Source organism: Burkholderia ubonensis (assembly GCF_001718695.1).
In the GTDB taxonomy this organism is placed as follows: Bacteria; Pseudomonadota; Gammaproteobacteria; order Burkholderiales; family Burkholderiaceae; genus Burkholderia; species Burkholderia ubonensis_B.
In genome coordinates this window covers 669389-691892 of record NZ_CP013420.1, presented here as the reverse complement: position 1 = coordinate 691892, position 22504 = coordinate 669389, and the positions used below count along the sequence as shown (strand labels likewise).

Here is a 22504-nt window from a genome sequence, read left to right as displayed (position 1 = left end):
CGGCCGGTGCACCGTCCGGATCAGGTGGCGAGCAGCAGCAGTGCGAGCCCGAGCGCCATCACGATCAGCCCGCCGATCCGGATATGATGCGGCGGCCGCTCCGCTATTCTACGAAACGTGTCCCGCCATGCGGACGGAAACACGAAGGGGAATGCGCCCTCGATAATCAGCATCAACGCAACTGCGAGCAACAACGAGCCAGCCAGATCCATGCGAGCGACGGCGCCGCGTGACGCGGCGCCCCAAGGTCAGTGTTTGCGGGGTGCGGGCGCCGCCGGTGCGGCACCGCCTGTCGGGCTGCGCATGAAGCGGAAGAACTCGCTGTCGGGGTCGACGACGATGATGTCGTTGCGCTTGAACGTATTGCGATACGCCTGCAGGCTCGCATAGAACTGGTAGAACTGCGGATCGCGGCCGAACGCGTCGGCGGCGATCGTCGCGGCCTTCGCGTCGCCCTCGCCCTTGATCGTCTGCGCCGACTTGTATGCGTTCGCCAGCACCGCCTGCTGCTCGCGCTCGGCGTCGGCCTTGATCTGCTCGACGTCCGCCGCGCCTTCGGCGCGCACCTGCGCAGCCTGCCCGCGCAGCGCGGCAATCATCCGCTGGTACGCGGCGTCGGTCTGCGCGGCCGGCAGGTCGACACGGGTGAGCTGCACGTCGACCACGTCCACGCCGAAGCCCGCCGCCTTTGCCCGCACCGCGTCGCGCGCCGCGCTCGCGATGTCGCGCTGGCCGCCGAGCGCGTCGTCGAGCGCGCGCTTCGCGAAGGCGTCGGCGAGCGCGCCCTTCAGCGCATCGGCGAGGCGTTCGGTGGCGGCCGTCGGGTCGCCGCCGGTGGCCGTGAAATACTTCATCGGATCGGCAATCCGATACTTGAGCGCATACGCGACGAGCAGATCGTGCTTGTCTTCGGTGGCCAGTTGCAGCGGGTCCGTCGACTCGAGCGACTGCAGGCGGGTGTCGATCAGCGTCGCCGTCTGCAACGGCGGCGGCAGCTTGAAATGCACGCCGGGGCCGGCCAGCGTAGGGTCGGCGCCCGAACGGCCCGACAACACGGCCGCATGACGCGGGTCGACGGTGAGGACGGTCGACGACGCGGCGAAGGCAACGATCACGATTGCAACGACGAGCGCAATGATTCGATTCATGACACGCGCTCCCGTTACTTCAGATTGTCTTCGCGCGACCGGCTGCGAAAAGCTTCGCGCGATCGCAGCACGTCGCTGCCCGCGGCGGGCGCGGCAGCGGCCGAAGCGCCGCTCGCCGGTGCGCCCGACGCGACGGCGGCCGGAGCCGACGCCGTGTCCGGCGCGGCTGCGCCGGCTGCCGCGTTCGATGCACCTGCGGCGTTCGCGGCATTTTGCCGGCCCTGCTCGACCAGCTTGTCGAGCGGGAGATACAGCACGTTGTTGCCGCCCTTGCTGCCGACGAATATCTTCGTCGAGTTCGAATAGATTTCCTGCATGGTCTCCAGGTACATCCGTTCGCGGATCACGGCCGGCGCCTTCGAATACTGCGCGTAGACCTGCTTGAAGCGCTCCGCGTCGCCTTCGGCCTGCGTGACGACACGATCCGCATACGCCTTCGCCTCGTCGATCAGTTTCGCGGCGTCGCCCTGCGCCTTCGGCAGCAGGTCGCTCGCATAGGCCTGCGCGGCGCGCTTCGCGGCCTCGCGCTCGTCGCGCGCCTTCGCCACTTCGCCATAGGCAACCTGCGTCTGCTCGGGCGCCGCGACGCTTTGCATCGTCACGGACGTGACTTCGAGCCCCGTGTGATAGCGGTCGAGATCGCGCTGGATCGCTTCGCTCACCTCCTGCTGGCGCAACGCATCGCGATCCTGATTGAGGATGTCCGCCGCGCTGCGCGTGCCGACGATCGCGCGCACCGCGGCCTGTGCGGCCTGCGTGACGCTGCGTTCCGGATCGACGCTGCGGAACAGGTAATCTGTCGCTGAACGGACCCGGTACTGCACCGCGAAGCGCACGTCGACGATGTCGGCGTCGCGCGTCAGCATCGCGGATTCCTTCACGTTCGCGACACGCACGACGTTGTTGCGGCCGACCTCGACCGAGCGGCTCTGCGACGTGTCGACGATCTCGTGCGATGCGAACGGATACGGCGCGCGCCAGTGCACGCCCTGCTCGACGGTGCCGGTAAGCCGGCCCATCTGCAGCACGACGCCCGTCTGGCCTTCCGGCACGACGAACAGGCCGCTGCCGGCATAGACCGCGGCCAGCACGCCGATCACGATGCCGACGCCGACTCGCGCGGCCCGGCCGTTATCCGGACGGAACCCGTTGCCGCCCTTGCCGCCGAACAGGCCGGCCAGGCGCCGGTTGAAGTTGCGCCACATTTCGTCGAGATCGGGCGGGCCTTCACCGTCACCGCCTGGCGGGCGCTTCGATTCGTTCGCGCGGGGCTGCGTCCCGCCATTGCGTTCGCCACGTCCCCAGCGGGGATCGTTGATCGACAGCAAGGCGTGCTCGCGCCGCCCGTTACTCCGCTCGTTGTATTCGTTCACCAGAGTTTGTTCACCAGATTAGACGCCGGCAAACCGGCCGGGACCGGCTAGCGCCCGTGTTCGGAAAGCGTATGGTCTTCGTGTGATTCCGCGGGCGCGCCGTCGAGCGGGCCGTCGGCTGACATCGCGCCGTCAAGGTGTTCCGCAGAGGCGATTTCGGCGATGGCGGCGCGCAGCGCATCCAGCCCTTGACCGGTGCGCGCGCTCAAAAAGACGCGCGAAATATTACCATACTCGTCCCGCTCGACCGCGTCGCCGCGGGCCGCCAGCTCAGGCACGGCGTCGATCTTATTGAATACCAGGACCTGCCGGATCGTGTCCGCGCCGATCTCGTGCAGCACACCGTTGACCTGCTCGATCTGCTCGAGCCGCACCGCGCTCGACGCATCGACGACATGCAGCAGCAGATCCGCGTGGATCGTTTCCTCGAGCGTCGCGCGGAACGCCGCGACCAGCTGGTGCGGCAGTTCGCGAATGAACCCGACCGTGTCCGACACGACGATCTGGCCGATCTCGTCGCCGAGATACACGCGCCGCGACGTCGTGTCGAGCGTCGCGAACAGCTGGTCGGCCGCATACGCCTGCGCTTTCGTCAGCGCATTGAACAGCGTCGACTTGCCGGCGTTCGTGTAGCCGACGAGCGAGACCGACATCGTGCCGCTGCGCGCCCGCTGGCGACGCTGCGTGCTGTGCTGGCGGCGTAGCCGGTCGAGGCGCGACTTCAGCATCTTGATGCGATCGCCGATCAGCCGGCGGTCGGTTTCGAGCTGGGTTTCGCCGGGGCCGCGCAGGCCGATACCGCCCTTTTGCCGCTCGAGGTGGGTCCACGCGCGGATCAGCCGGGTCGACAGGTATTGCAGTTGAGCGAGCTCGACCTGCAGCTTGCCTTCGTGGCTGCGCGCGCGCTGCGCGAAGATGTCGAGGATGAGGCTCGTGCGGTCGACGACCCGCCTGTTAAGCGCACGCTCCAGATTGCGTTGCTGAGCCGGCGCCAACGCGTGATTGAAGATGACGATGTCGACGTCGTTGGCTTCGCAGGCGAGCCGCAATTCTTCGGCTTTGCCGCTGCCGACGAACATCGCGGCATCGGGGCTGGAGCGGCGGCCTGTCAGGGTGACGGCGGGATGCGCACCCGCGCTGGATGCGAGAAGACTGAGTTCTTCGAGACTGGCCTCGAAATCGGTCTTGCCGAAATCGATGCCGACGAGCGCTGCGTTGATCAAATTGTCAGGTGTCAAGATTTGGCGGCTGGCATCGGTCGCACGCGGCGACCGGATGCCGGCCGCTGCGATAGGTTAGGACGAGGCTTCCGCGTCCGGGTGGAAGTTCACCGGGCGCGCCGGGACGACCGTCGAGATGGCGTGCTTGTAGACCATCTGGGTCACCGTATTACGGAGCAACACGACGTACTGGTCGAACGATTCGATGTTCCCTTGGAGCTTGATGCCGTTGACGAGATAGATCGAAACGGGAACGTGCTCCTTGCGCAGTGCGTTCAAAAACGGGTCTTGTAACAATTGCCCTTTGTTGCTCATGGCGTACTCCATCTTGTTTTGCAGGTTGATCTGGATTGGCGACGAAGAAAAAGAGATCCGGCGCCAATCGCTACACTATAGCTGATTTTGCGTGCCCCGCCCGGGCGTCGGCCATGCGGCCTACCCTTGCGGGACGTGCGTTCAGCTCTTGTCCGCGTACGGGTTGTGCGACGAACGGAACTCTATGCGCAATGGAGTCCCGGTCAGGGAGAAAGTTTCGCGGAAGCGGTTCTCCAGGTAGCGCTTGTAGGTGTCGGTCACCGCATCGAGCGCATTGCCGTGGATCACGATGACCGGCGGATTCTGGCCGCCCTGGTGCGCATAGCGCAGCTTCGGGCGCACCGGGCCGCGACGGCGCGGCTGCTGGAACTCGACCGCCTCGATCAGCGCGCGCGTGAGCTTCGGCGTCGGCAGCTTCGCCATCGCCGCGCCGTACGCATCGTCGACCGAGCGCATCAGCGGACCGATGCCGGTCTTTTCCGCTGCGGAAATGAAGTGGAATTTCGCGAACTCGAGGAATTTCAGCTTGCGGGTCAAATCCGCTTTCGTGCGTTCGCGCACGTGCGGGTCGAGACCGTCCCACTTGTTCACCCCGACCACCAGCGCCCGCCCTTGCTCGACCACGAACCCGGCGATGTGCGCGTCCTGGTCTGAAATCTCCTGGCGCGCATCCAGCAGAAGAATGACGACATTCGCGTCGGCAATCGACTGCAGCGTTTTCACGACCGAAAATTTCTCGATTGCCTCGAACACCTTGCCGCGGCGGCGCAGGCCGGCCGTGTCGATCAGTGTATAAGGCTTGCCGTTGCGCTCGAAATCGACATAGATCGAATCGCGCGTCGTGCCGGGCATGTCGAACGCGATCACGCGATCCTCGCCGATCAGCGTGTTGACGAGGGTCGACTTGCCTACGTTCGGCCGGCCGACGATCGCGATCTTGGTCCCGCGCGACGCCTTGTCCTCGTCGCTCTCTTCCGGCTGGCCCGCGTAAGCGACTCCGAGCGCCTCGTTGATCATCTCGGTCACGCCGTCGCCGTGCGCGGCCGAAATCGCGCGCGGATCGCCAAGCCCGAGCTCGTAGAAGTCCGACGCGACGGCCGTGTACTTCATCCCCTCGGACTTGTTGACGACGAGGAAGATCGGCCGGCCGGTCTTGCGCAGGTAGTCGGCGATCGACTTGTCCTGCGGCGCGAGCCCGTTGCGGCCGTCGACGATGAACACGACGACGTCGGCCTCCTCGACCGCCTGCCGCGTCTGGCGCGCCATCTCGTGCAGGATGCCGTCCTTCGCGACCGGCTCGAAGCCGCCCGTGTCGACGACGAGGTACGGCCGCTCGCCGACCCGCCCTTCGCCATAATGGCGATCGCGCGTCAGGCCCGGCAAGTCGGCTACCAGCGCATCGCGCGAACGCGTGAGCCGGTTGAACAGCGTGGATTTCCCCACATTGGGGCGCCCAACAAGGGCAATGACCGGTTTCATCTGTGTAGTCTACGGTGAGGCGCAGCAGCGGGAGGCCCGCTGCTGCGGGCGGCTGCGCTGAATGAAAATATCACGAATTCGCGCCGCGCCGGATGCGCGCGCCCGGCGCGCGACGCGCGCCGTCCATCTTTCGTCTCGTACTGCCTTCCAAATACCGAACGGCCGGGAGCACCCGGCCGCCTTCAAGTGATGCGCGGCGCACCGTGCGGCGAACCGCCGCGCCAGGCGAGCGTGCCGTCGCGTCAGCGCGGACGAAAGCCGTACAGCCCGCCGTCGTTCGTCTGCACGACAAGCGTGTTGCCCGCGAGGACCGGCGCCGCCGTGATCGGGCTGCCGTCGGTCTTCATCCGTGCGATGAACGTGCCGTCTTCGCGCGACAGGAAGTGCACGTAACCCTTGTAGTCGCCCATCACGACCGCATGGCCGAGCAGGTACGGCACGCCGACGTCGCGGCTCTTCAGCTTGGTGTTGCGCCACAGCTCGTTGCCGCTCGCCGCGTCGTACGCGGTGACGACCGACCAGTCGTCGCCGCCCGCGACCACCGAGTCGTCCTGCGCGATGCCGCTGCGGCTCGAGAACGCCTTCTCCCACACCGGGCGGCCCGAGTTCGCATCGAAGCAGCCGAGCTGCCCCTGGAACGTCACCGCGCACGCTTGCGCGCCGACGAGCGTCGGCGGACCGCTGACGTCGTTGATCCGCTCGACTTCCGTCACACCTTTCGGAAACGACACCGGCGTCTGCCAGTACGGTTCGCCCGTCTGCAGGTTGATCGCGACGAGGCCGCCGCCCGGGAAGCCCGCGAGCACCGCGGCGTCGCCCGCGAACGTCATGCCCGCCGACACGCGCAGGTTCAGCGGCACCGCGCGGTTGCGGTAGTTCCACTTCTGTTCGCCGGTTTGCGCGGAGAACGCGATCACCTGGCCGTCGATCGTGCGGACGATCACGAGGCCGTTGCCCACGAGCGGCGGCGAGAAGATCTCGCCCTGCACGCTCGTCTTCCACAGCAGCTTGCCGTCCGGGCCGAGCACGAACACGCCGCCCTTCAGCGCACCGACCGCGGTCAGGTTGCCGTCGCTGCCGACGCCCGCCGACAGGTCCGAGTCGAGCTTGGTGCGCCAGATCCGCTGACCGGTCTTTGCATCGATCTTCTCGACCGAGCCGTTTTCGCCGGCCGCGAAGACCGCGTCGCCCACCGCCACCGGCGAGAACAGGTAGCGGCCGCCCTTGCCGACGCTCGACGACCAGACCTGCTGCACGTCGAGAGCGGGTTTGAACTCGGTCAGCGGCGTCGGCACGCGACGCGCGTCCTTCGTCGACGAGCAGGCCCCCAGTGCCAGGACGGCCGCCGCGCAGGCAACGGGCACAGCGTAACGTTTCAGCAAATTCATCGGTTAGCGAAGCAAAGTTAAGAGGTTGAGGAAGCCGAGGCTCAGCTGCCCAGCGCGTCCAGCTTGAACTGCACGAGCTGGCGCGCCGACATGTCTTCCTTCGGCAGGCTGTCGAGCGCGAGCTTGTATGCGGCGCGCGCATCGTCCGCCTTGCCTTGCGCGGCGAGCAGATCCCCGCGGCGATCGGCCACGAGGCCCTTGAATGCATCGATCGGCGTGCCGGACAGCAGCGCGAGCCCCGCGTCGTACGCCTTCTCGTCGAGCAGCAGCGACGCGAGGCGCAGCTTCGCGATCTGCTTGTATTCGTCGTCCTTCGCGTGATCGACCGCCCACTGCAGCTGCGCCTTCGCGCCCGCGGCGTCGCCCGCCGCGTACAGCACCTTCGCGGCCGCGAGCGCCGTCATCTGCGCATACGGGGTGCCGCTGTACTTGTCTTCCATGTCGGCGGCAGCGCGGGCCATCGTCGCCTTGTCGTTCGACGCGGCGGCTTTCTGCACCTGTTCGTACAGCCCCGATGCCTGCGCGGCCTGGCGACGCTGCCAGAAATTCCAGCCGTTGAAGCCGGCCGCGACAACGAGCGCCGCGAGGACGATCCACGTGGTGAGGTTGCCCCAGCGGGCCCACCACGCCTTGAGGCTTTCAATCGATTCTTGTTCGTCGTGGTAACTCATCGGCGAGCGATTCCTTCCTGTTCAGGCCTTTCTTGTCGAGCGAATGCCAGCGCGATCAGTCGTCGCCGTCTTCGGCGGATGCAACCATCGCATTGATTAGGAATTCGGTCAAGCTTTCGACCGGTACGGTCTGCTGAGCGTTCTTTTCCCCTTCCTCGCCCGTGCCGCGCAGCGCTTTCACGCCCACCGTGCCGTTCGCGATCTCCTCTTCGCCGAAGATCACCGCGAACGCGGCGCCGCTCGCATCGGCGCGCTTCATCTGCGACTTGAAGCTCGCCGGCGCGCCGTCGGCGCTGCAGTGGAAGATCACGTCGAGGCCCGTGTCGCGCAGACGCTCGGCGGCGATGAACGCCTGCTCGCGCGCCGCCTCGCCCTGGTGCACGACGTACACGTCGACACCGTCCTGCTCCGGCACGAGCTGCTCCTCCTTCAGCAGCTCGAGAATGCGCTCGACGCCCATTGCCCAGCCGCACGCGGCGGTCGGCTTGCCGCCGAGCTGCTCGATCAGCGGATCGTAGCGGCCGCCGGCGGCGACCGTGCCCTGCGCGCCGAGCTTGTCGGTGACCCACTCGAACACGGTCAGGTTGTAGTAGTCGAGGCCGCGCACGAGACGCGGGTTGATCGTGAACGGAATGTTGTTCGCCTTCAGCAGGCGCTGCAACCCGTCGAAGTGCGCGCGCGAGTGGTCGCCGAGGAAGTCGATCAGCTTCGGCGCATTCCGCACGATCTCCTGCAGCACCGGGTTCTTCGTGTCGAGCACGCGCAGCGGGTTCGTATACAGGCGGCGCTGCGCATCGGCGTCGAGCGCGTCGACGTGCTGCTCGAGATACTTGATCAGCTCGACGCGGTGCGCCGCGCGCTCTTCCGCGAGGCCCAGCGAGTTGATCTCGAGCTTGATGCCGGTCAGGCCGAGGTCGTCCCACAGGCGCTGGCACATCATGATGATTTCCGCGTCCGCGTCCGGGCCCGCGAAGCCGAGGGCCTCGACGCCGACCTGGTGGAACTGGCGATAGCGGCCGCGCTGCGGACGCTCGTGACGGAACATCGGGCCGATGTACCACAGGCGCTTCGGGCCGTCGTACAGCATGTTGTGCTCGATCGCCGCGCGCACGACGGCGGCGGTGTTCTCCGGACGCATCGTCAGGTGCTCGCCGTTCAGCGCGTCGGTGAAGCTGTACATCTCCTTCTCGACGATGTCCGTGACTTCGCCGATGCCGCGCGTGAAGAGCTGCGTGTGCTCGACGATCGGCGTGCGGATGTTCTGGTAGCCGTAAGCGCGCAGCAGCGACTTCACGGTGGCTTCGAAGAACTCCCAAAGGCCGGCATCCTGCGGGAGGATGTCGTTCATGCCCTTGACGCCCGCGAGTTTCTCGATCTTGCGTTTCTGTTCAGTCATCGTGTCTGTTACGAATTAGTTCTGGACGGCCGCACACGGCCGTAATTGCGTTCGACGTAGTCGCTGACGATCTGCTGGAATTCCTCGGCGATGCGCTCGCCACGCAGCGTCCTGACCTTCTCGCCGTCGATGAAGACAGGTGCGGCCGGATTCTCGCCCGAACCCGGCAGGCTGATGCCGATGTTCGCGTGCTTCGATTCGCCCGGGCCGTTGACGATGCAGCCCATCACCGCGACGTTCATCGTCTCGACGCCCGGATATTCCTTGCGCCAGACCGGCATCTGCTCGCGCAGGTAGGTCTGGATCTGCATCGCGAGCTCCTGGAACAGCGTGCTCGTCGTGCGGCCGCAGCCCGGGCATGCGATCACCATCGGCGCGAACGAGCGCAGGCCCATCGTCTGCAGGATCTCCTGGCCGACCACCACTTCGCCCGTGCGCGATGCGCCCGGCTCCGGCGTCAGCGAAATGCGGATCGTGTCGCCGATCCCTTCCTGCAGCAGCACGCCGAGCGCCGCCGTCGACGCGACGATGCCCTTCGAACCCATGCCCGCCTCGGTCAGCCCGAGGTGCAGCGCGAAGCCGCAGCGGCGCGCGAGCTCGCGGTAGACGGCGATCAGGTCCTGCACGCCGCTGACCTTGCACGACAGCACGATGCGGTCGCGGCCGAGGCCCAGTTCGACCGCGCGCTCCGCCGAGCCGATCGCGGACTGGATCAGCGCTTCGTACATCACGCTCTGCGCATCCCACGGCTGCGCGCGCGCGCCGTTCTCGTCCATCATGCGCGCGAGCAGGTCCTGGTCGAGGCTGCCCCAGTTCACGCCGATCCGTACCGGCTTGTCGTACTTGATCGCCGCCTCGATCATCTGCGCGAACTGCGTGTCGCGCTTCGCGCCCTGGCCGACGTTGCCGGGGTTGATCCGGTACTTCGACAGCGCCTCCGCGCAGCCCGGATGGTCGCGCAGCAGCAGGTGACCGTTGTAATGGAAGTCGCCGACGAGCGGCACCGTCACGCCCATCCGGTCGAGCTGCTCGCGGATCGCCGGCACGGCCGCCGCCGCCTCGGGCGTGTTGACCGTGATGCGCACGAGTTCGGAACCCGCGTTCGCGAGCTCCTTGATCTGGATGGCCGTGCCGATCGCGTCCGCGGTGTCGGTATTCGTCATCGACTGCACGCGCACCGGCGAATCACCGCCGATCGTCACCAGCGTTCCGCCCCAGCGGACATTCACCGCATGCGATACGCGGCGCGGCGCATGCCCGCCGAACACCGGCTCGGTTGAACAAATCTGGCTGCTGCGTGGGGATTGAGCTTCGGATTGCATCGATAGATCCATTTACGCCGAATGCGCCGCGTCGCGGCGCATGAATTGAAAAAGCGCCGTGCCTTCAGGGCCTGTCGTCACGCGTCACAGACCCACGCCACGGCGCTTGCCGTCAGGGCAACGTGAACCGCGCCACGTTACCCCGCGCTGCCGAATATTTTGCCGGATCGACCGGTTTGCCTTCGAACGTGATCGCGTCGAGGCCCGCCTTGTTGCCGATCGTGACCTTGAACGGGCCGTCACCCGCGACCTGCTTCGTCTCGCCGCCGCGCACCAGCCCCGAGAACAGCTCCTTGCCGCTCTTGTCCCGCACGCTGAACCAGCTGTCCTGCTTGACCTTCAGCTCGACCATCGACTGGCCGGCCGCGACCGCGACGCTCGCCGGCTGGGCCGCATTTGCCGTGCTTGCCGCGCTCGCGGCGGCCGGCTGCGATGCGGGCGATGCTGGGGCCGCAGCCGCCGGGGCAGCCACGGACGCCGCGACCGGCGCCGACGCCGACGCCTGCGCGACTACGGCCGAAGCAGCCACAACCTCGTTGCCTGCTGCCGTCGACGCACTGCCCGCCGCGGGCTCTTCCGCGGCCGATGCGGCCGATGCCGCCACTGCACTCGCCGCCGGCGCATGCTCGGCGGCGGCGCCCTTGAAGCGCGCGAGCCAGTTCGGCGAATCGCCGCCAGTGTGCCACATGAGCACGGCGATCACCGCCACGACGACGATCGCGGTGCCCCACAGCCACGGATGATGACCGGACGAGCCGCCGAGCGGAATCGACACGCGGCCGCGCGGCAGATCCGTCCCCGACGACGCGGGCATCGACAGATCCACCTCCGGCTCGCCGCGCTCGCGGCGCAGCGCCTGCGCAAACGGCTCCGGATCGACGCCGAGCATCTTCGCGTAGCTGCGCACAACCCCGATCGCGAACGTCACCCCGGGCAGATGGCTGATGTCGCCCGACTCGAGCGCCCGAAGCTTCTGCGGCGCGACCTTGAGTCGCGCCGACACGTCGTCGACCGTCCAGCCCTTCGCCTCCCGAAGCTGCGCCAGCCGTCCCCCGACGGCCGTCAGCGATTCCAGTCCAGCCGTTGCCGGCTTCGCGGCATTCGTCTCTGCGCCGTTTGACGGCTGCGGCTCACTCATCCTATTCCTCGCGTCGATTCTTCTTCACTGGCGGGCGCATCCGGCTCCTGCCGGCGCGGCGCCCGCGCGTCGTCCATACCATGCGCGGCGCACGAGGCGCCGCGTCCGATCGCTATTCGCGTGTTGTACCGCCAAATAGTCCGGGCATCCCGCCTAGGCGGCCCCGTCAAACCGCCCGGACCTCGATTACTTTTCCTGCTGCGCCCGTGCGCTCGGCAAGGCGCGTGCGATCCTTCACCGCACCGGCCAGCTGGCCGCACGCGGCGTCGATATCGTCGCCGCGCGTCTTGCGCACCGTCGTGACGACGCCCGCGTCGATGAGGATCTGTGCGAAGCGCTTGATCTGCTCCGGCTTCGAACGGATGAGCCCCGACTCCGGAAACGGATTAAACGGGATCAGGTTGAACTTGCACGGGACGTCGCGCGTCACCGCCAGCAGTTCGCGCGCATGCGCCTCGGTGTCGTTGACGCCGTCGAGCATGCAGTATTCGAACGTGATGAAGTCGCGCGGCGCCACCTTCAGGTAGCGCTGGCATGCGGCCATCAGTTCGCGAAGCGGGTGCTTCTTGTTGAGCGGCACGAGCATGTCGCGCAGCGCATCGTTCGGCGCGTGCAGCGACACGGCGAGCGCCACCGGCAGCTCGGCGCCGAGGCGGTCCATCATCGGCACCACGCCGGACGTCGACAGCGTGACGCGGCGGCGCGACAGCCCGTACGCGTTGTCGTCGAGCATCAGCCGCATCGCCGGCACGACCGCGCTGTAATTCAGCAGCGGCTCGCCCATGCCCATCATCACCACGTTGGTGACCACCCGTTCGGCCTTGCCATTCGGGCCCGGCGCGCGGCCGAGCGAAGCGCGCAGCGCGAATTCGGCCATGCGCAGCTGGCCGATGATTTCAGCCGTCGACAGGTTGCGGGAGAAACCCTGCTTGCCCGTCGAGCAGAAGCGGCAGTTCACCGCGCACCCAGCCTGCGACGACACGCACAGCGTGCCGCGCGTCTCTTCCGGGATGAACACGGTTTCGACCGCATTGCCGTTTCCGACGTCGATCAGCCACTTGCGCGTGCCGTCGGTGGAAACGTGGTCGCTGACGATATCCGGCATCACGATCGATGCGCGGCCCTTGAGCTTTTCCCTCAGGGACTTCGCGAGATCGGTCATGCCGTCGAAATCGCCGGCGTTGTATTGGTGGATCCAGCGCTGCAACTGCTTGGCGCGGAACGGCTTCTCGCCGAGGCCGCCGCAATACGCGACAAGACCCTCGGCGTCGAAGTCGAGAAGATTGACGGAAGTTTCGCTCGTCATGATGTGCTGCCTTGCCGCGTGCGCTGAATCCTGCCTGCCTGTATGCTCAGTCAGTGCTTAACGCGAGTAGACGTTCATTTCCGGGAAGAAGAACGCGATTTCGACGCTTGCCGTTTCCGGTGCGTCCGAGCCGTGCACCGCGTTCGCGTCGATGCTGTCGGCGAAGTCGGCGCGGATCGTGCCCTTTTCCGCCTTCTTCGGGTCCGTCGCGCCCATCAGGTCGCGGTTCTTCAGGATCGCGCCTTCACCTTCCAGAACCTGGATCATCACCGGGCCCGAGATCATGAAATCGACGAGGTCCTTGAAGAACGGACGCGCCGCGTGGACTGCGTAGAACTTCTCTGCATCAGCGCGCGACAGGTGTGCCATGCGCGCTGCGATGACCTTCAGGCCGGCGCCTTCGAAACGGCTGTAGATCTGGCCGATCACGTTCTTTGCCACCGCATCCGGCTTGATGATCGACAGGGTGCGCTCGATTGCCATAAAAACTCCAAGAAATTAAGAAGTTACACTTCCAAATGAATCGGCTATTGTAGCACGATCCCGTGTATCATTGCGATTGAACCCTTACACACGTGAAAGGTTCCAAATCCATATGTTTTGCGTCGCTCGGCCATTGAAACCTCCCGGCGCGGAACATATCTTAGCCATAGCTGCTCCGGTTTGCTGCGCCGCACACCGCGCGCGCCGAACCGGCCCCGGACGCCCACGCGTTCAATGTTAGGAGAAACCATGAACGACTATCCGTACAATTTCGGCCGCGGTGGCTCCGTCAGCACCGTCGAGGTTCGCAACCGCGTGCTGCGGAACACGTACTGGCTGCTCGCGCTGTCGATGGTGCCGACGGTGCTGGGGGCCTGGGTCGGCGTCGCGACCGGCTTCTCGCTGTTCGCGGCCACCAGCCCGATGATGAGCCTCCTCGCATTCTTCGCGATCGCGTTCGGCTTCATGTTCGCGATCGAACGCACGAAGAACAGCGCGGCCGGCGTGTTCGTGCTGCTCGGCTTCACGTTCTTCATGGGCCTGATGCTGTCGCGCCTGCTCAGCTTCATCCTCGGTTTCTCGAACGGCCCGTCGCTGATCATGCTGGCATTCGGCGGCACCGGCATCATCTTCGCGGCAATGGCGACGATCGCCACGGTCAGCAAGCGCGATTTCTCCGGTCTCGGCAAGTGGCTGTTCATGGGCGTCATCGTGATCCTGCTGGCGTCGGTCGCGAACATCTTCCTGCAACTGCCGGCGCTGATGCTGACCGTGTCGGTGCTCGCGATCGCGATCTTCTCCGCGTACATGCTGTTCGACGTCCAGCGCGTCGTGAACGGCGGCGAGACGAACTACATCAGCGCAACGCTCGCGATCTACCTCGACCTGTACAACGTGTTCACGAACCTGCTCGCGCTGCTCGGCATCTTTGGCGGCAACCGCAACTGACGTTCGCCGCACAACCAGCAAAAAACCGGCCCTCCGGCCGGTTTTTTTACGTCCACCGCCGGCGCGGCGCGCTCAGTCGCGCTCGAACAGCGCGATCGATTCGACGTGCGACGTATGCGGAAACATGTTGACGACGCCCGCGCCCTTCAGCCGGTAGCCGGCCTCGTGCACGAGCAGGCCCGCGTCTCGCGCGAGCGTCGACGGGTTGCACGACACGTAGACGATCCGGCGCGGCAGCGGACCTTCGCCGCTCTGCGCGATGTCCGCGAGCGCCTTCGACACCGCGAGCGCGCCTTCGCGCGGCGGATCGATCAGGAACTTGTCGAATGCGCCCAGCGCGCGGATATCGTCGGCGGTCACTTCGAACAGGTTCCGGCACGCGAACGTCGTATGGCCGTCGACGCCGTTCTCGCGCGCATTCGCGAGCGCGCGCGTCGTCAGCGTCTCGCTGCCCTCGATGCCCATCACCTCGCGCGCGAGGCGCGCGAGCGGCAGCGTGAAATTGCCGATCCCGCAGAACAGGTCGAGCACGCGATCGTCGCGCGACGGCGCGAGCAGGCGCAGCGCGCGGCCCACCAGCACGCGGTTGATCTGATGGTTGACCTGCGTGAAGTCGGTCGGCTTGAACGGCATGCGGATGCCGAACTCGGGCAGCGTATAGTCGAGCGGCACGTCGAGCGGATAGAACGGCGTCACCGTATCCGGGCCCTTCGGCTGCAGCCAGAACTGCACCTTGTGCTCGTCGGCGAACGCGCGCAGCAGCGCTTCGTCGGCCGCGTTGATCGGCTCCAGCACGCGCAGCACGAGCGCCGTGACCTGAGAGCCGACCGCGAGCTCGATCTGCGGCATGCGATCGCGGATCGATAGCCCCTCGACCAGCCGGCGCAGCGGCACGAGCATCGCCGACACGTGCGGCGGCAGCACCTCGCAGCTCGTCATGTCGGCCACATAGCTGCTCTTCTTTTCGTGGAAGCCGACCAGCACGCCGCCCTTCTTCACGACATTGCGCACGGTCAGGCGCGCGCGGTAGCGGTAGCCCCACGACGGACCATGGATCGGCGCGAACATCGTCTCCGCGCGCAGCTTCGCGAGATGCAACAGGTTGTCCTCGAGCACGCGCTGCTTGATCGCCACTTGCGCGCGCATGTCGAGATGCTGCATCGAGCAGCCGCCGCAGGTGCCGAAGAACTTGCATTTCGGCTCCGTGCGCATCACGCTCGGGCGCAGAATATCGACAACCAGCGCCTGCTCGTAGCTCGGCTTGCGGCGGTAGCTCGAATAGGTCACGCGCTCGCCGGGCAGCGCGCCCTCGACGAAGATGACCTTGCCGGGCTCGCCGTCCTCGGTCGTCATGCGGCCGACACCGCGCGCTTCCATGTCGAGCGATTCGATCTCGAGAACCGGGGCGCCATCGTGCGCGGCGGGCACGCTTTTCAATTTGCGCGCAGAAGTGGGGGCGGCTTCAGACACCAGCTTTTCCTGACAAACGTTGAAAGGCGAGATTGTAGACGAAGCACCGCCTCACCATGGAGATTCGACCATGCGACTGATCGACTGGAACATTCAATGGGGTCGGGACGCGGATGGCGTCGTCGACCTCCCCCGCACCATCGCCGCCGCCCGCGGGCTCGGCGATTTCGACGTGCTGTGCCTGCAGGAAGTCACGCGCGGGTTCGGCGCGCTGGCCGGCCATCCCGGGCCGGACCAGTTCGCGGAGCTCGCCGCGCTGCTGCCCGGCTTCACGGTCGTCGAGGCGATCGGCGCCGACCTGCCACCCACCGCGCCCGACGCACCGCGCCGCCAGTTCGGCAACGCGATCGCCAGCCGCCTGCCGGTCGGGCGCGTGATGCGCCGGCTGCTGCCGTGGCCGGCCGACGATGCCGCGCCGTCGATGCCGCGCGTTGCGCTCGAGGTCGAGCTCGCGACCGCGTCGGGCCCGCTGCGCGTGACCACCACTCATCTCGAATATTATTCCGCCCGGCAGCGGCTCGCGCAGGTCGATGCGCTGCACGACCGGCATCGGGAAGCGTGCGCACATGCGGACCGCCCCGCGCGCGCCGAGCATGCGGACAGCCCGTTCAGCGCGACCGCGCAGCCGCGCGACGCGATCGTCTGCGGCGACTTCAACAGCGCATACGACAGCGACGCGTATCGGCGCTTTCTCGAACCGGTCGAAGGCGCGCCGCGCTTCGTCGACGCATGGGCGGCATTGCACCCGGGCGTCGCACCACCGCCGACGGCCGGCATCTATGACACCGTGCAATGGTCGGAGGGGCCGCTTGCGTGCGACTTCGTGTTCGTCACCGACACGCTGCTGCCGCGCGTCGCGCGCTGCGAGATCGACGGCGACCTGCGCGCATCCGATCACCAGCCGATCGTGCTCGAGCTGAATTGACGGCGCGCGCTACGCGTCGAATGCGGCGAGGTACTCGGCCCAGTGCGGCGCAAGCTCCTGGGCGAGTGCGTTCTTGACGAGCAGGATCTCGTTCGCGTACTCGTCCGGCGTCAGCCCGCCACGCATCAGCTGGAACCGGCAGTAGAGCAGATAGGTATTGACGACGTCGGTTTCGCAGTAGTTGCGGATCTCCTCGATCCGCCCTTCCCGGAACGCGGTCCAGACCTGGCTGCCGTCCATCCCGAGCTTGCCCGGGAAGCCGCACAGCTTCGCGAGCGCGTCGAGCGGCGCGTTCGCGCGCGCCTGATACATCGCGAGCAGATCCATCAGGTCGGTATGCCGCGAGTGATAGCGCGAGATGTAGTTGTTCCACTTGAAATCGCGGTCGTCCTCGCCGAGATCCCAGTAGCGCGTCGCGGGAATGCCGTGCACGAGCGCGCGGTAATGGAGCACCGGCAGGTCGAAGCCGCCGCCGTTCCAAGACACGAGCTGCGGCGTGTATTTCTCGATCACGCGGTAGAACGACTGGATCAGCGTCGCTTCGCCGTCCTGCGGCGTGCCGAGCGAGCGCACGCGAAAGCCGTTGGCGTCGCGGAACACGCACGAGATCGCCGCGACGCGCTGCAGATGGTGCGGCAGGAAATCGCTGCCGGTCTTCTCGCGGCGGGCGGCAAACGCGTGTTCGGCCACCGCGGCATCGTCGAGCGTCGCGGGCAGATCGTCGAGACGGCGAATGCCGTCGACATCGGGAATCGTCTCGATGTCAAAAACCAGAATCGGAGTCATTTACAGAACGGCGTCCTTGCGAACGCCATTGGAGGCGAAGAACCGCTTGAGGCGCACCAGCGCTTCCTGCTGGATCTGCCGCACGCGCTCGCGCGTGAGCCCCATTTCGTCGGCGAGTTCCTCGAGCGTCGCCGGTTCGATGTGGTTCAGGCCGAAGCGGCGCTCGATCACGTGCCGGTGCTTGTCGGACAGCCGCGACAGCCACGCGCGCGTGAGCGTCTCGAGCTCGCGGTGCTGCACTTCGGCGTCCGGCGACTGGCTCTGGTCGTCCGGCAGCAGATCGAGCAGGCTGCTTGCCGGATCGAGATCGAGCGGCGCGTCGAGCGACGCGGTGTGCTCGTTCAGCGCAAGGATGTCGGTGACTTCCTCGGCGGTCTTGCCGGTCAGGTAGGCGATGTCGTCGATGCTGGCTTCGCGGCGCTCGGCCGCCTCGCCCGTCGACATCGAGTTCTTTTCGAGGTGGCGCTTCGCGCGCAGCACCTGGTTGAGTTCGCGGATCACGTGCACCGGCAGGCGCACGGTGCGGGCCTGATTCATGATCGCCCGCTCGATGCTCTGCCGGATCCACCACGTCGCATAGGTCGAGAAACGGAAGCCGCGCGTCGGGTCGAACTTCTCGATCGCGTGCATCAGGCCGAGATTGCCTTCCTCTATCAGGTCGAGCAGCGGCACGCCGCGATTCAGGTAACCCTTCGCGATGCTGACGACGAGCCGCAGATTGCGCTCGATCATCACCTGCCGCGCCTCGAATTCGCCGGCCTTCGCGAGGCGCGAATAGCGCTGCTCTTCCTCGACGGTCAACAGCGGCTTGACGCTGATGCGGTTCAGGTAATGCTGGATCGTGTCGGCGGTCAGCTCCGCCTGCAGCATCGCCCGGAAATCGTCCAGCTCGGGCGACGCTTCCGCGCTGCCTTCGCGCTCGTCGTCGCCGCCGTCGGCGTCGGCGTCGCGCGACTCGAACTCGCGCTCGTTGTCCGCGACGTCCTCTTCGTCGTCCGTCGAAGCGCCAGTGCGCCCCACCGATGCTTGCGTGGCGCGACTGAGGTTCTCAGACTCGGCTTGCGGCTCGTGGCGCTTCGATTTCGGCATGGTCGTCTCGGTTATTGAGGCGGCAAATACTTCAGCGGATCGACAGGTTTACCCTGACGGCGAACCTCGAAATGCAGCATCACGCGGTCGGCATCGCTATTACCCATCTCGGCGATCTTCTGCCCCTTCGTCACCGCGTCCCCCTCTTTTACCATCAAAGCGCGATTGTGTGCATATGCCGTGAGGTAAGTTGCGTCGTGCTTGATGATAATGAGGTTGCCGTAGCCACGCAGGCCGTTGCCCGCGTAGACGACGCGGCCGTCCGCCGCCGCCTTCACGATCTCGCCGGACGCGCCGCCGATGTTGACGCCCTTGTTCTTCGCGTCGTCGAAATTGTTCAGCACCGGGCCGCGCGCGGGCCATGCGAACGTGACGGGGCCGCTCGGCGCCGCCGACGTGTCGCTCGACGCCGCCGCGGCAGCGGGCGACGCGGCGGTGGCTGCCGACGCGCCGCGGGCAGGCGTGGCCGGGCCGCTGCTCAGCGGCGCGGTCGCGACGCCGCCGCCCGTGATGGGCGCGGCGCCCGGCGCAACGCCGGCGGCTGCCGCGCCGCCCGGCGGCGCGACGCGCAACAGCTGGTCGACTTCGATCTGATTCGGATTCGCCAGGTTGTTCCACGCGGCGATGTCGCGGTAGTTCTGTCCGTTCTCCAGTGCAATCCGGTACAGCGTATCGCCCGGCTTCACACGGTAGTAACCCGGAGGAGGCGGGCCGAGCGGAACCGCCGGCTGCACGGCGGGCGTCGTGCCGAGCGAGCCGGAGCGGTCGACGACGGGCGCGTTGTCGAGCCGCGTCGCACAGGCGGCCAGTAGCGTGGTGAACGCGGCCACACAGATCGCGCGCTGGGCGAGCGTGAGCGGTTCCTTGGAACGTTTGTTTTGCATCGCGCGCAACATACTCATCGGTTTCAAATTACTCCGGATTTTAAAGGGACAAAGAAAACGCGATCAAGCCGCGACTCCCGCCACTGTGCGGGCGCGACGCGCTCGACGAGCGTGAGCACCTGGGGCTGCCCGCTCTGCCCGCCGACCGGCGCGACGAGCCGCCCGCCGATCGCCAGCTGCTCGAGTAGCGCCTGCGGCACATCGAGCCCGGCCGCGGCGATCACGATCGCGTCGAACGGCCCCGCGGACGGCAGGCCCACGCGCCCGTCGCCGTAGTGGAGACGGATGTTCGGCACGCGCAGCGGCCGCAGGTTCAGCTTCGCGCGCTCGTAGAGCGGCTTGATGCGTTCAATCGAATACACGTCGCGCGCCACATGGCTCAGCACGGCGGCCTGGTAGCCGCAGCCGGTGCCGATTTCCAGCACGCGCTCGAGGGTGCGGCCGGCCATCGCGAGTTCAATCATCCGCGCGACGACCGACGGCTTCGAAATCGTCTGCTGGTGGCCGATCGGCAGCGCGGAATCCTCGTAGGCCTGCGTCGCGAGCCCGGGATCCACGAACAGGTGGCGCGGCACCGCGGCCATGGCCTCCAGCACGCGGGCGTCGGCGACGCCGTTCGCGCGTAGCCGTTCGACCATCCGTTCGCGCACGCGTTCAGACGTCAGCGCATGCGCGCCGGCCAGCGCGGCATTCTGCATTTGCATCGCGGGCTTGGAGACAGCTTTCGGCGCAGCTGGTGGCGCGGCAGGCTTGCCGGCCGCCAGCCCGGGCGCGGGCGGCTTCGGCGCCGCCGGTTTGCGCGTGGCCGCGACGGGCGTCACCAGCTTGGGTGCAATCGGTTTTGGCGCAGCAGCGGGCTTGGGCGCAGGCGCCGCGCCCGGCCTGGACGCGCCAGGCGGATCGGACGCCCGCGGCGTCGCCACCGCGCCGCCTCGCGCGGACGCGCCGGCCGACAACCGCTGGCGCGTGCCGTCGCCCGCAGCACGGCGCTCGTCCGCCCGGCCCTCGGCCTTGCGCGGCGCCCGCTTGAGGTCTTCGAGCGCAAGCGGGAACCGCTTCGCGCGCTCGCCGCTCATGAAGCGTGCCCCCCGGCGCGCACCCAGTCGTGCGTCGCGGGCAGCATGTGCGTATGCGTGAGATCGAGCTGCAGCGGCGTGATCGACACGAAACCGTTTGCGACCGCATGGAAATCGGTGCCTTCGCTCGCATCCAGCGCCGCCCCTGCCGGCCCGATCCAGTAGATCGGCTCGCCGCGCGGGTTGGTCTGGCGGATCACCGGCTGCGACGGATGACGCTTGCCGAGGCGCGTGACCTTCCAGCCTTTCAGCTCGTCGTAAGGCAGGTTCGGGATGTTGACGTTCAGCAACGGCTGGCCCGGCAGCGGATGCGCGAGATAGTGCTGCACGATCTCGGCGGCAACGCGCGCGGCGTCGGCAAGATGCGCCCAGTCCTTGTCGACCAGCGAGAACGCGATCGCGGGCACGCCGAACATGATGCCTTCGGTCGCCGCCGCAACTGTCCCCGAATAGAGCGTGTCCTCGCCCATGTTCTGGCCGTTGTTGATCCCCGACACGACGAGGTCCGGCTTCGTATCGAGCATGCCGGTCAGCGCGATGTGCACCGAATCGGTCGGCGTGCCGTTCACATAGAAGAAACCCGTACTCGCGGAGCGCTGGATCGACAGCGGTCGCGACAAGGTCAGGGAATTCGATGCGCCGCTGCAGTTCTGCTCAGGCGCCGTCACCGTGAGTTCGGCCAGCGGCTGCAGCGCGTCGTGAAGCGCCGCGAGACCGGGGGCGAGATAGCCGTCGTCGTTGCTGAGTAGGATTCGCATGCGGCGATTGTAACCGAGGAAAGATGGCGCGAGAGCGACAGTCCGGCCCGTGCAAACGCGCGCTCGCGCGGCATGCGCCGCCGCGTTGCGCGGCGGCCTTCCCGGTCAGATCGCGCCGGCTTCGCGCAGCGCCGCGATCGCCTGCGCGTCATAGCCGAGACCGCGCAGCACCTCGTCGGTATGCTCGCCGAGCTCGGGCCCGAGCCAGCGCGTTTCGCCCGGCGTGCCGGACAGTTTCGGCGTGACGTTCGGCAGCGGAATGTCGGTGCCGTCGGCGAGCTTGAAGCGCTGGATCATCTGCCGCGCAACGAACTGCGGGTCGGTGAACATGTCGGCGACGCTATAGATCCGCCCGGCCGGCACGTCCGCCGCGTTGAGCACCGTGAGCGCCTCGTCGATCGTGCGCGGCGCGAGCCACGCGGCGATCGCGTCGTCGATCTCCCGGGTGCGCGGCACGCGCCCGTCGTTGCGCGCGAGCGCCGGATCGTCGGCGAGGTCGTCGCGTTCGATCGCCTTCATCAGCCGCTTGAAGATCGGGTCGCTGTTGCCGCCGATCACGATGCTGCCGTCGCGGCACGCGTAGGTGTTCGACGGCACGATGCCCGGCAACGACGCGCCGGTGCGCTCGCGCACCATCCCGTACACGCCGTATTCCGGCACGACGCTTTCCATCATGTTGAACACCGCTTCGTACAGCGCGACGTCGACCACCTGCCCCGCGCCGCCGTTCATGTTGCGATGATGCAGCGCCATCATCGCGCCGATCACGCCATGCAGCGCGGCGATCGAATCGCCGATCGAGATGCCGATGCGCGGCGGCGGCAAGTCGGGATAGCCGGTGATGTGGCGCAGCCCGCCCATCGATTCGGCGATCGCGCCGAAGCCGGGCCGGTCGCGATACGGGCCGGTCTGCCCGTAGCCGGACAGGCGCACCATCACGAGGCCGGGGTTCTCGGCTGACAGCACGTCGTAGCCGAGCCCGAGCTTCTCGAGCAGGCCCGGGCGGAAATTCTCGATCACGATGTCCGCGTCGCGCGCGAGCTGACGCGCGATCGTCTTGCCGGCGTCCGATTTCAGATTGAGCGTGACCGATTTCTTGTTGCGCGCCTGGACCGACCACCACAGTGACGTGCCGCCCGTCTCCGGATGCAGCTTGCGCCACTTGCGCAGCGGATCGCCGCCGTTCGGATCCTCGATCTTGATGACTTCCGCGCCGAATTCGGCAAAGAGCCGCGACGCAAAGGGCCCGGCGATCAGCGTACCGAATTCGAGCACTTTGACGCCCGCGAGCGGGCCCTGGCTGGTGCTCATGTGCCTCCCTGGCATGAG

The 22504-nt window shown here is 67.0% G+C and carries 22 protein-coding genes; 2 read left to right on the top strand and 20 right to left on the bottom strand.

What is annotated here, in order from left to right:
- Window positions 1–20: 20 nt before the first annotated feature.
- From WJ35_RS03175 to ndk, 13 genes are all read right to left on the bottom strand, one after another.
- Complete coding sequence (locus WJ35_RS03175) at window positions 21–212, bottom strand: DUF2065 domain-containing protein (RefSeq protein ID WP_010092260.1); 192 nt, start codon at window positions 210–212, stop codon at window positions 21–23.
- Between the two features lie 36 nt (window positions 213–248).
- Window positions 249–1148, bottom strand: coding sequence for a protease modulator HflC (gene hflC, locus WJ35_RS03170; RefSeq protein WP_069238716.1), 900 nt, complete (start codon window positions 1146–1148; stop codon window positions 249–251).
- A gap of 14 nt (window positions 1149–1162) precedes the next feature.
- Window positions 1163–2521: an FtsH protease activity modulator HflK gene (hflK, locus tag WJ35_RS03165; protein ID WP_069238715.1), complete on the bottom strand. Its 1359-nt coding sequence runs from the start codon at window positions 2519–2521 to the stop codon at window positions 1163–1165.
- A 47-nt stretch (window positions 2522–2568) separates the two neighbouring features.
- Window positions 2569–3744: a GTPase HflX gene (gene hflX / locus WJ35_RS03160; protein ID WP_196222092.1), complete on the bottom strand. Its 1176-nt coding sequence runs from the start codon at window positions 3742–3744 to the stop codon at window positions 2569–2571.
- A 72-nt stretch (window positions 3745–3816) separates the two neighbouring features.
- Complete coding sequence (hfq, locus tag WJ35_RS03155; RefSeq protein ID WP_006399927.1) at window positions 3817–4056, bottom strand: RNA chaperone Hfq; 240 nt, start codon at window positions 4054–4056, stop codon at window positions 3817–3819.
- Window positions 4057–4197: 141 nt separating this feature from the next.
- Window positions 4198–5535 carry a ribosome biogenesis GTPase Der gene (gene der / locus WJ35_RS03150; protein ID WP_060234916.1) on the bottom strand — a complete coding sequence of 446 codons (1338 nt, stop codon included), beginning with the start codon at window positions 5533–5535 and terminating at the stop codon, window positions 4198–4200.
- A gap of 242 nt (window positions 5536–5777) precedes the next feature.
- The gene (gene bamB / locus WJ35_RS03145) at window positions 5778–6923 is read right to left on the bottom strand and encodes an outer membrane protein assembly factor BamB (protein ID WP_060234917.1); all 1146 of its coding nucleotides are present in this window, start codon (window positions 6921–6923) and stop codon (window positions 5778–5780) included.
- A 41-nt stretch (window positions 6924–6964) separates the two neighbouring features.
- Window positions 6965–7594 (bottom strand): YfgM family protein, encoded by a 630-nt coding sequence (locus tag WJ35_RS03140; RefSeq protein WP_060234918.1) that lies wholly within the window; start codon window positions 7592–7594, stop codon window positions 6965–6967.
- Window positions 7595–7649: 55 nt separating this feature from the next.
- On the bottom strand, window positions 7650–8990 hold the full coding sequence (hisS, locus tag WJ35_RS03135; RefSeq protein WP_060234919.1) for a histidine--tRNA ligase: 1341 nt from the start codon (window positions 8988–8990) through the stop codon (window positions 7650–7652).
- 8 nt (window positions 8991–8998) lie between these two features.
- Window positions 8999–10312 (bottom strand): flavodoxin-dependent (E)-4-hydroxy-3-methylbut-2-enyl-diphosphate synthase, encoded by a 1314-nt coding sequence (ispG, locus tag WJ35_RS03130; protein ID WP_069239386.1) that lies wholly within the window; start codon window positions 10310–10312, stop codon window positions 8999–9001.
- Between the two features lie 112 nt (window positions 10313–10424).
- Window positions 10425–11450 carry a helix-turn-helix domain-containing protein gene (locus WJ35_RS03125; protein ID WP_069238713.1) on the bottom strand — a complete coding sequence of 342 codons (1026 nt, stop codon included), beginning with the start codon at window positions 11448–11450 and terminating at the stop codon, window positions 10425–10427.
- A 166-nt stretch (window positions 11451–11616) separates the two neighbouring features.
- Window positions 11617–12756, bottom strand: coding sequence for a 23S rRNA (adenine(2503)-C(2))-methyltransferase RlmN (rlmN, locus tag WJ35_RS03120; protein WP_060234921.1), 1140 nt, complete (start codon window positions 12754–12756; stop codon window positions 11617–11619).
- A gap of 57 nt (window positions 12757–12813) precedes the next feature.
- The gene (ndk, locus tag WJ35_RS03115) at window positions 12814–13239 is read right to left on the bottom strand and encodes a nucleoside-diphosphate kinase (protein WP_010092247.1); all 426 of its coding nucleotides are present in this window, start codon (window positions 13237–13239) and stop codon (window positions 12814–12816) included.
- 249 nt (window positions 13240–13488) lie between these two features.
- Here ndk and WJ35_RS03110 point away from each other — a divergent pair, with 249 nt between their 5' ends.
- On the top strand, window positions 13489–14187 hold the full coding sequence (locus WJ35_RS03110) for a Bax inhibitor-1/YccA family protein (protein ID WP_010092245.1): 699 nt from the start codon (window positions 13489–13491) through the stop codon (window positions 14185–14187).
- A 72-nt stretch (window positions 14188–14259) separates the two neighbouring features.
- Here the strand turns inward: WJ35_RS03110 and rlmD are convergent, their stop codons facing one another.
- A complete protein-coding gene (gene rlmD / locus WJ35_RS03105) occupies window positions 14260–15657 on the bottom strand; it encodes a 23S rRNA (uracil(1939)-C(5))-methyltransferase RlmD (protein ID WP_196222085.1) in 1398 nt (465 codons plus the stop codon).
- Between the two features lie 70 nt (window positions 15658–15727).
- Here rlmD and WJ35_RS03100 point away from each other — a divergent pair, with 70 nt between their 5' ends.
- Window positions 15728–16582 carry an endonuclease/exonuclease/phosphatase family protein gene (locus tag WJ35_RS03100; protein ID WP_060234923.1) on the top strand — a complete coding sequence of 285 codons (855 nt, stop codon included), beginning with the start codon at window positions 15728–15730 and terminating at the stop codon, window positions 16580–16582.
- Window positions 16583–16591: 9 nt separating this feature from the next.
- Here the strand turns inward: WJ35_RS03100 and WJ35_RS03095 are convergent, their stop codons facing one another.
- The 6 genes from WJ35_RS03095 to WJ35_RS03070 all read right to left on the bottom strand — a co-directional run bounded on the left by WJ35_RS03095 (window position 16592) and on the right by WJ35_RS03070 (window position 22486).
- Window positions 16592–17368, bottom strand: coding sequence for a 3'-5' exonuclease (locus WJ35_RS03095; protein ID WP_010092242.1), 777 nt, complete (start codon window positions 17366–17368; stop codon window positions 16592–16594).
- Window positions 17369–18457, bottom strand: coding sequence for an RNA polymerase sigma factor RpoS (gene rpoS / locus WJ35_RS03090; protein ID WP_042584159.1), 1089 nt, complete (start codon window positions 18455–18457; stop codon window positions 17369–17371).
- An 11-nt stretch (window positions 18458–18468) separates the two neighbouring features.
- Window positions 18469–19359: a peptidoglycan DD-metalloendopeptidase family protein gene (locus WJ35_RS03085; RefSeq protein WP_060234924.1), complete on the bottom strand. Its 891-nt coding sequence runs from the start codon at window positions 19357–19359 to the stop codon at window positions 18469–18471.
- Window positions 19360–19364: 5 nt separating this feature from the next.
- Window positions 19365–20417, bottom strand: a complete 1053-nt coding sequence (locus WJ35_RS03080; protein ID WP_060234925.1) for a protein-L-isoaspartate(D-aspartate) O-methyltransferase — start codon at window positions 20415–20417, stop codon at window positions 19365–19367.
- Window positions 20414–21175 (bottom strand): 5'/3'-nucleotidase SurE, encoded by a 762-nt coding sequence (gene surE / locus WJ35_RS03075; protein ID WP_010092237.1) that lies wholly within the window; start codon window positions 21173–21175, stop codon window positions 20414–20416. Before surE ends, WJ35_RS03080 begins: the two co-directional genes overlap by 4 nt.
- 105 nt (window positions 21176–21280) lie before the next feature.
- Window positions 21281–22486 (bottom strand): CaiB/BaiF CoA transferase family protein, encoded by a 1206-nt coding sequence (locus WJ35_RS03070; protein WP_010092236.1) that lies wholly within the window; start codon window positions 22484–22486, stop codon window positions 21281–21283.
- Window positions 22487–22504: the final 18 nt, after the last annotated feature.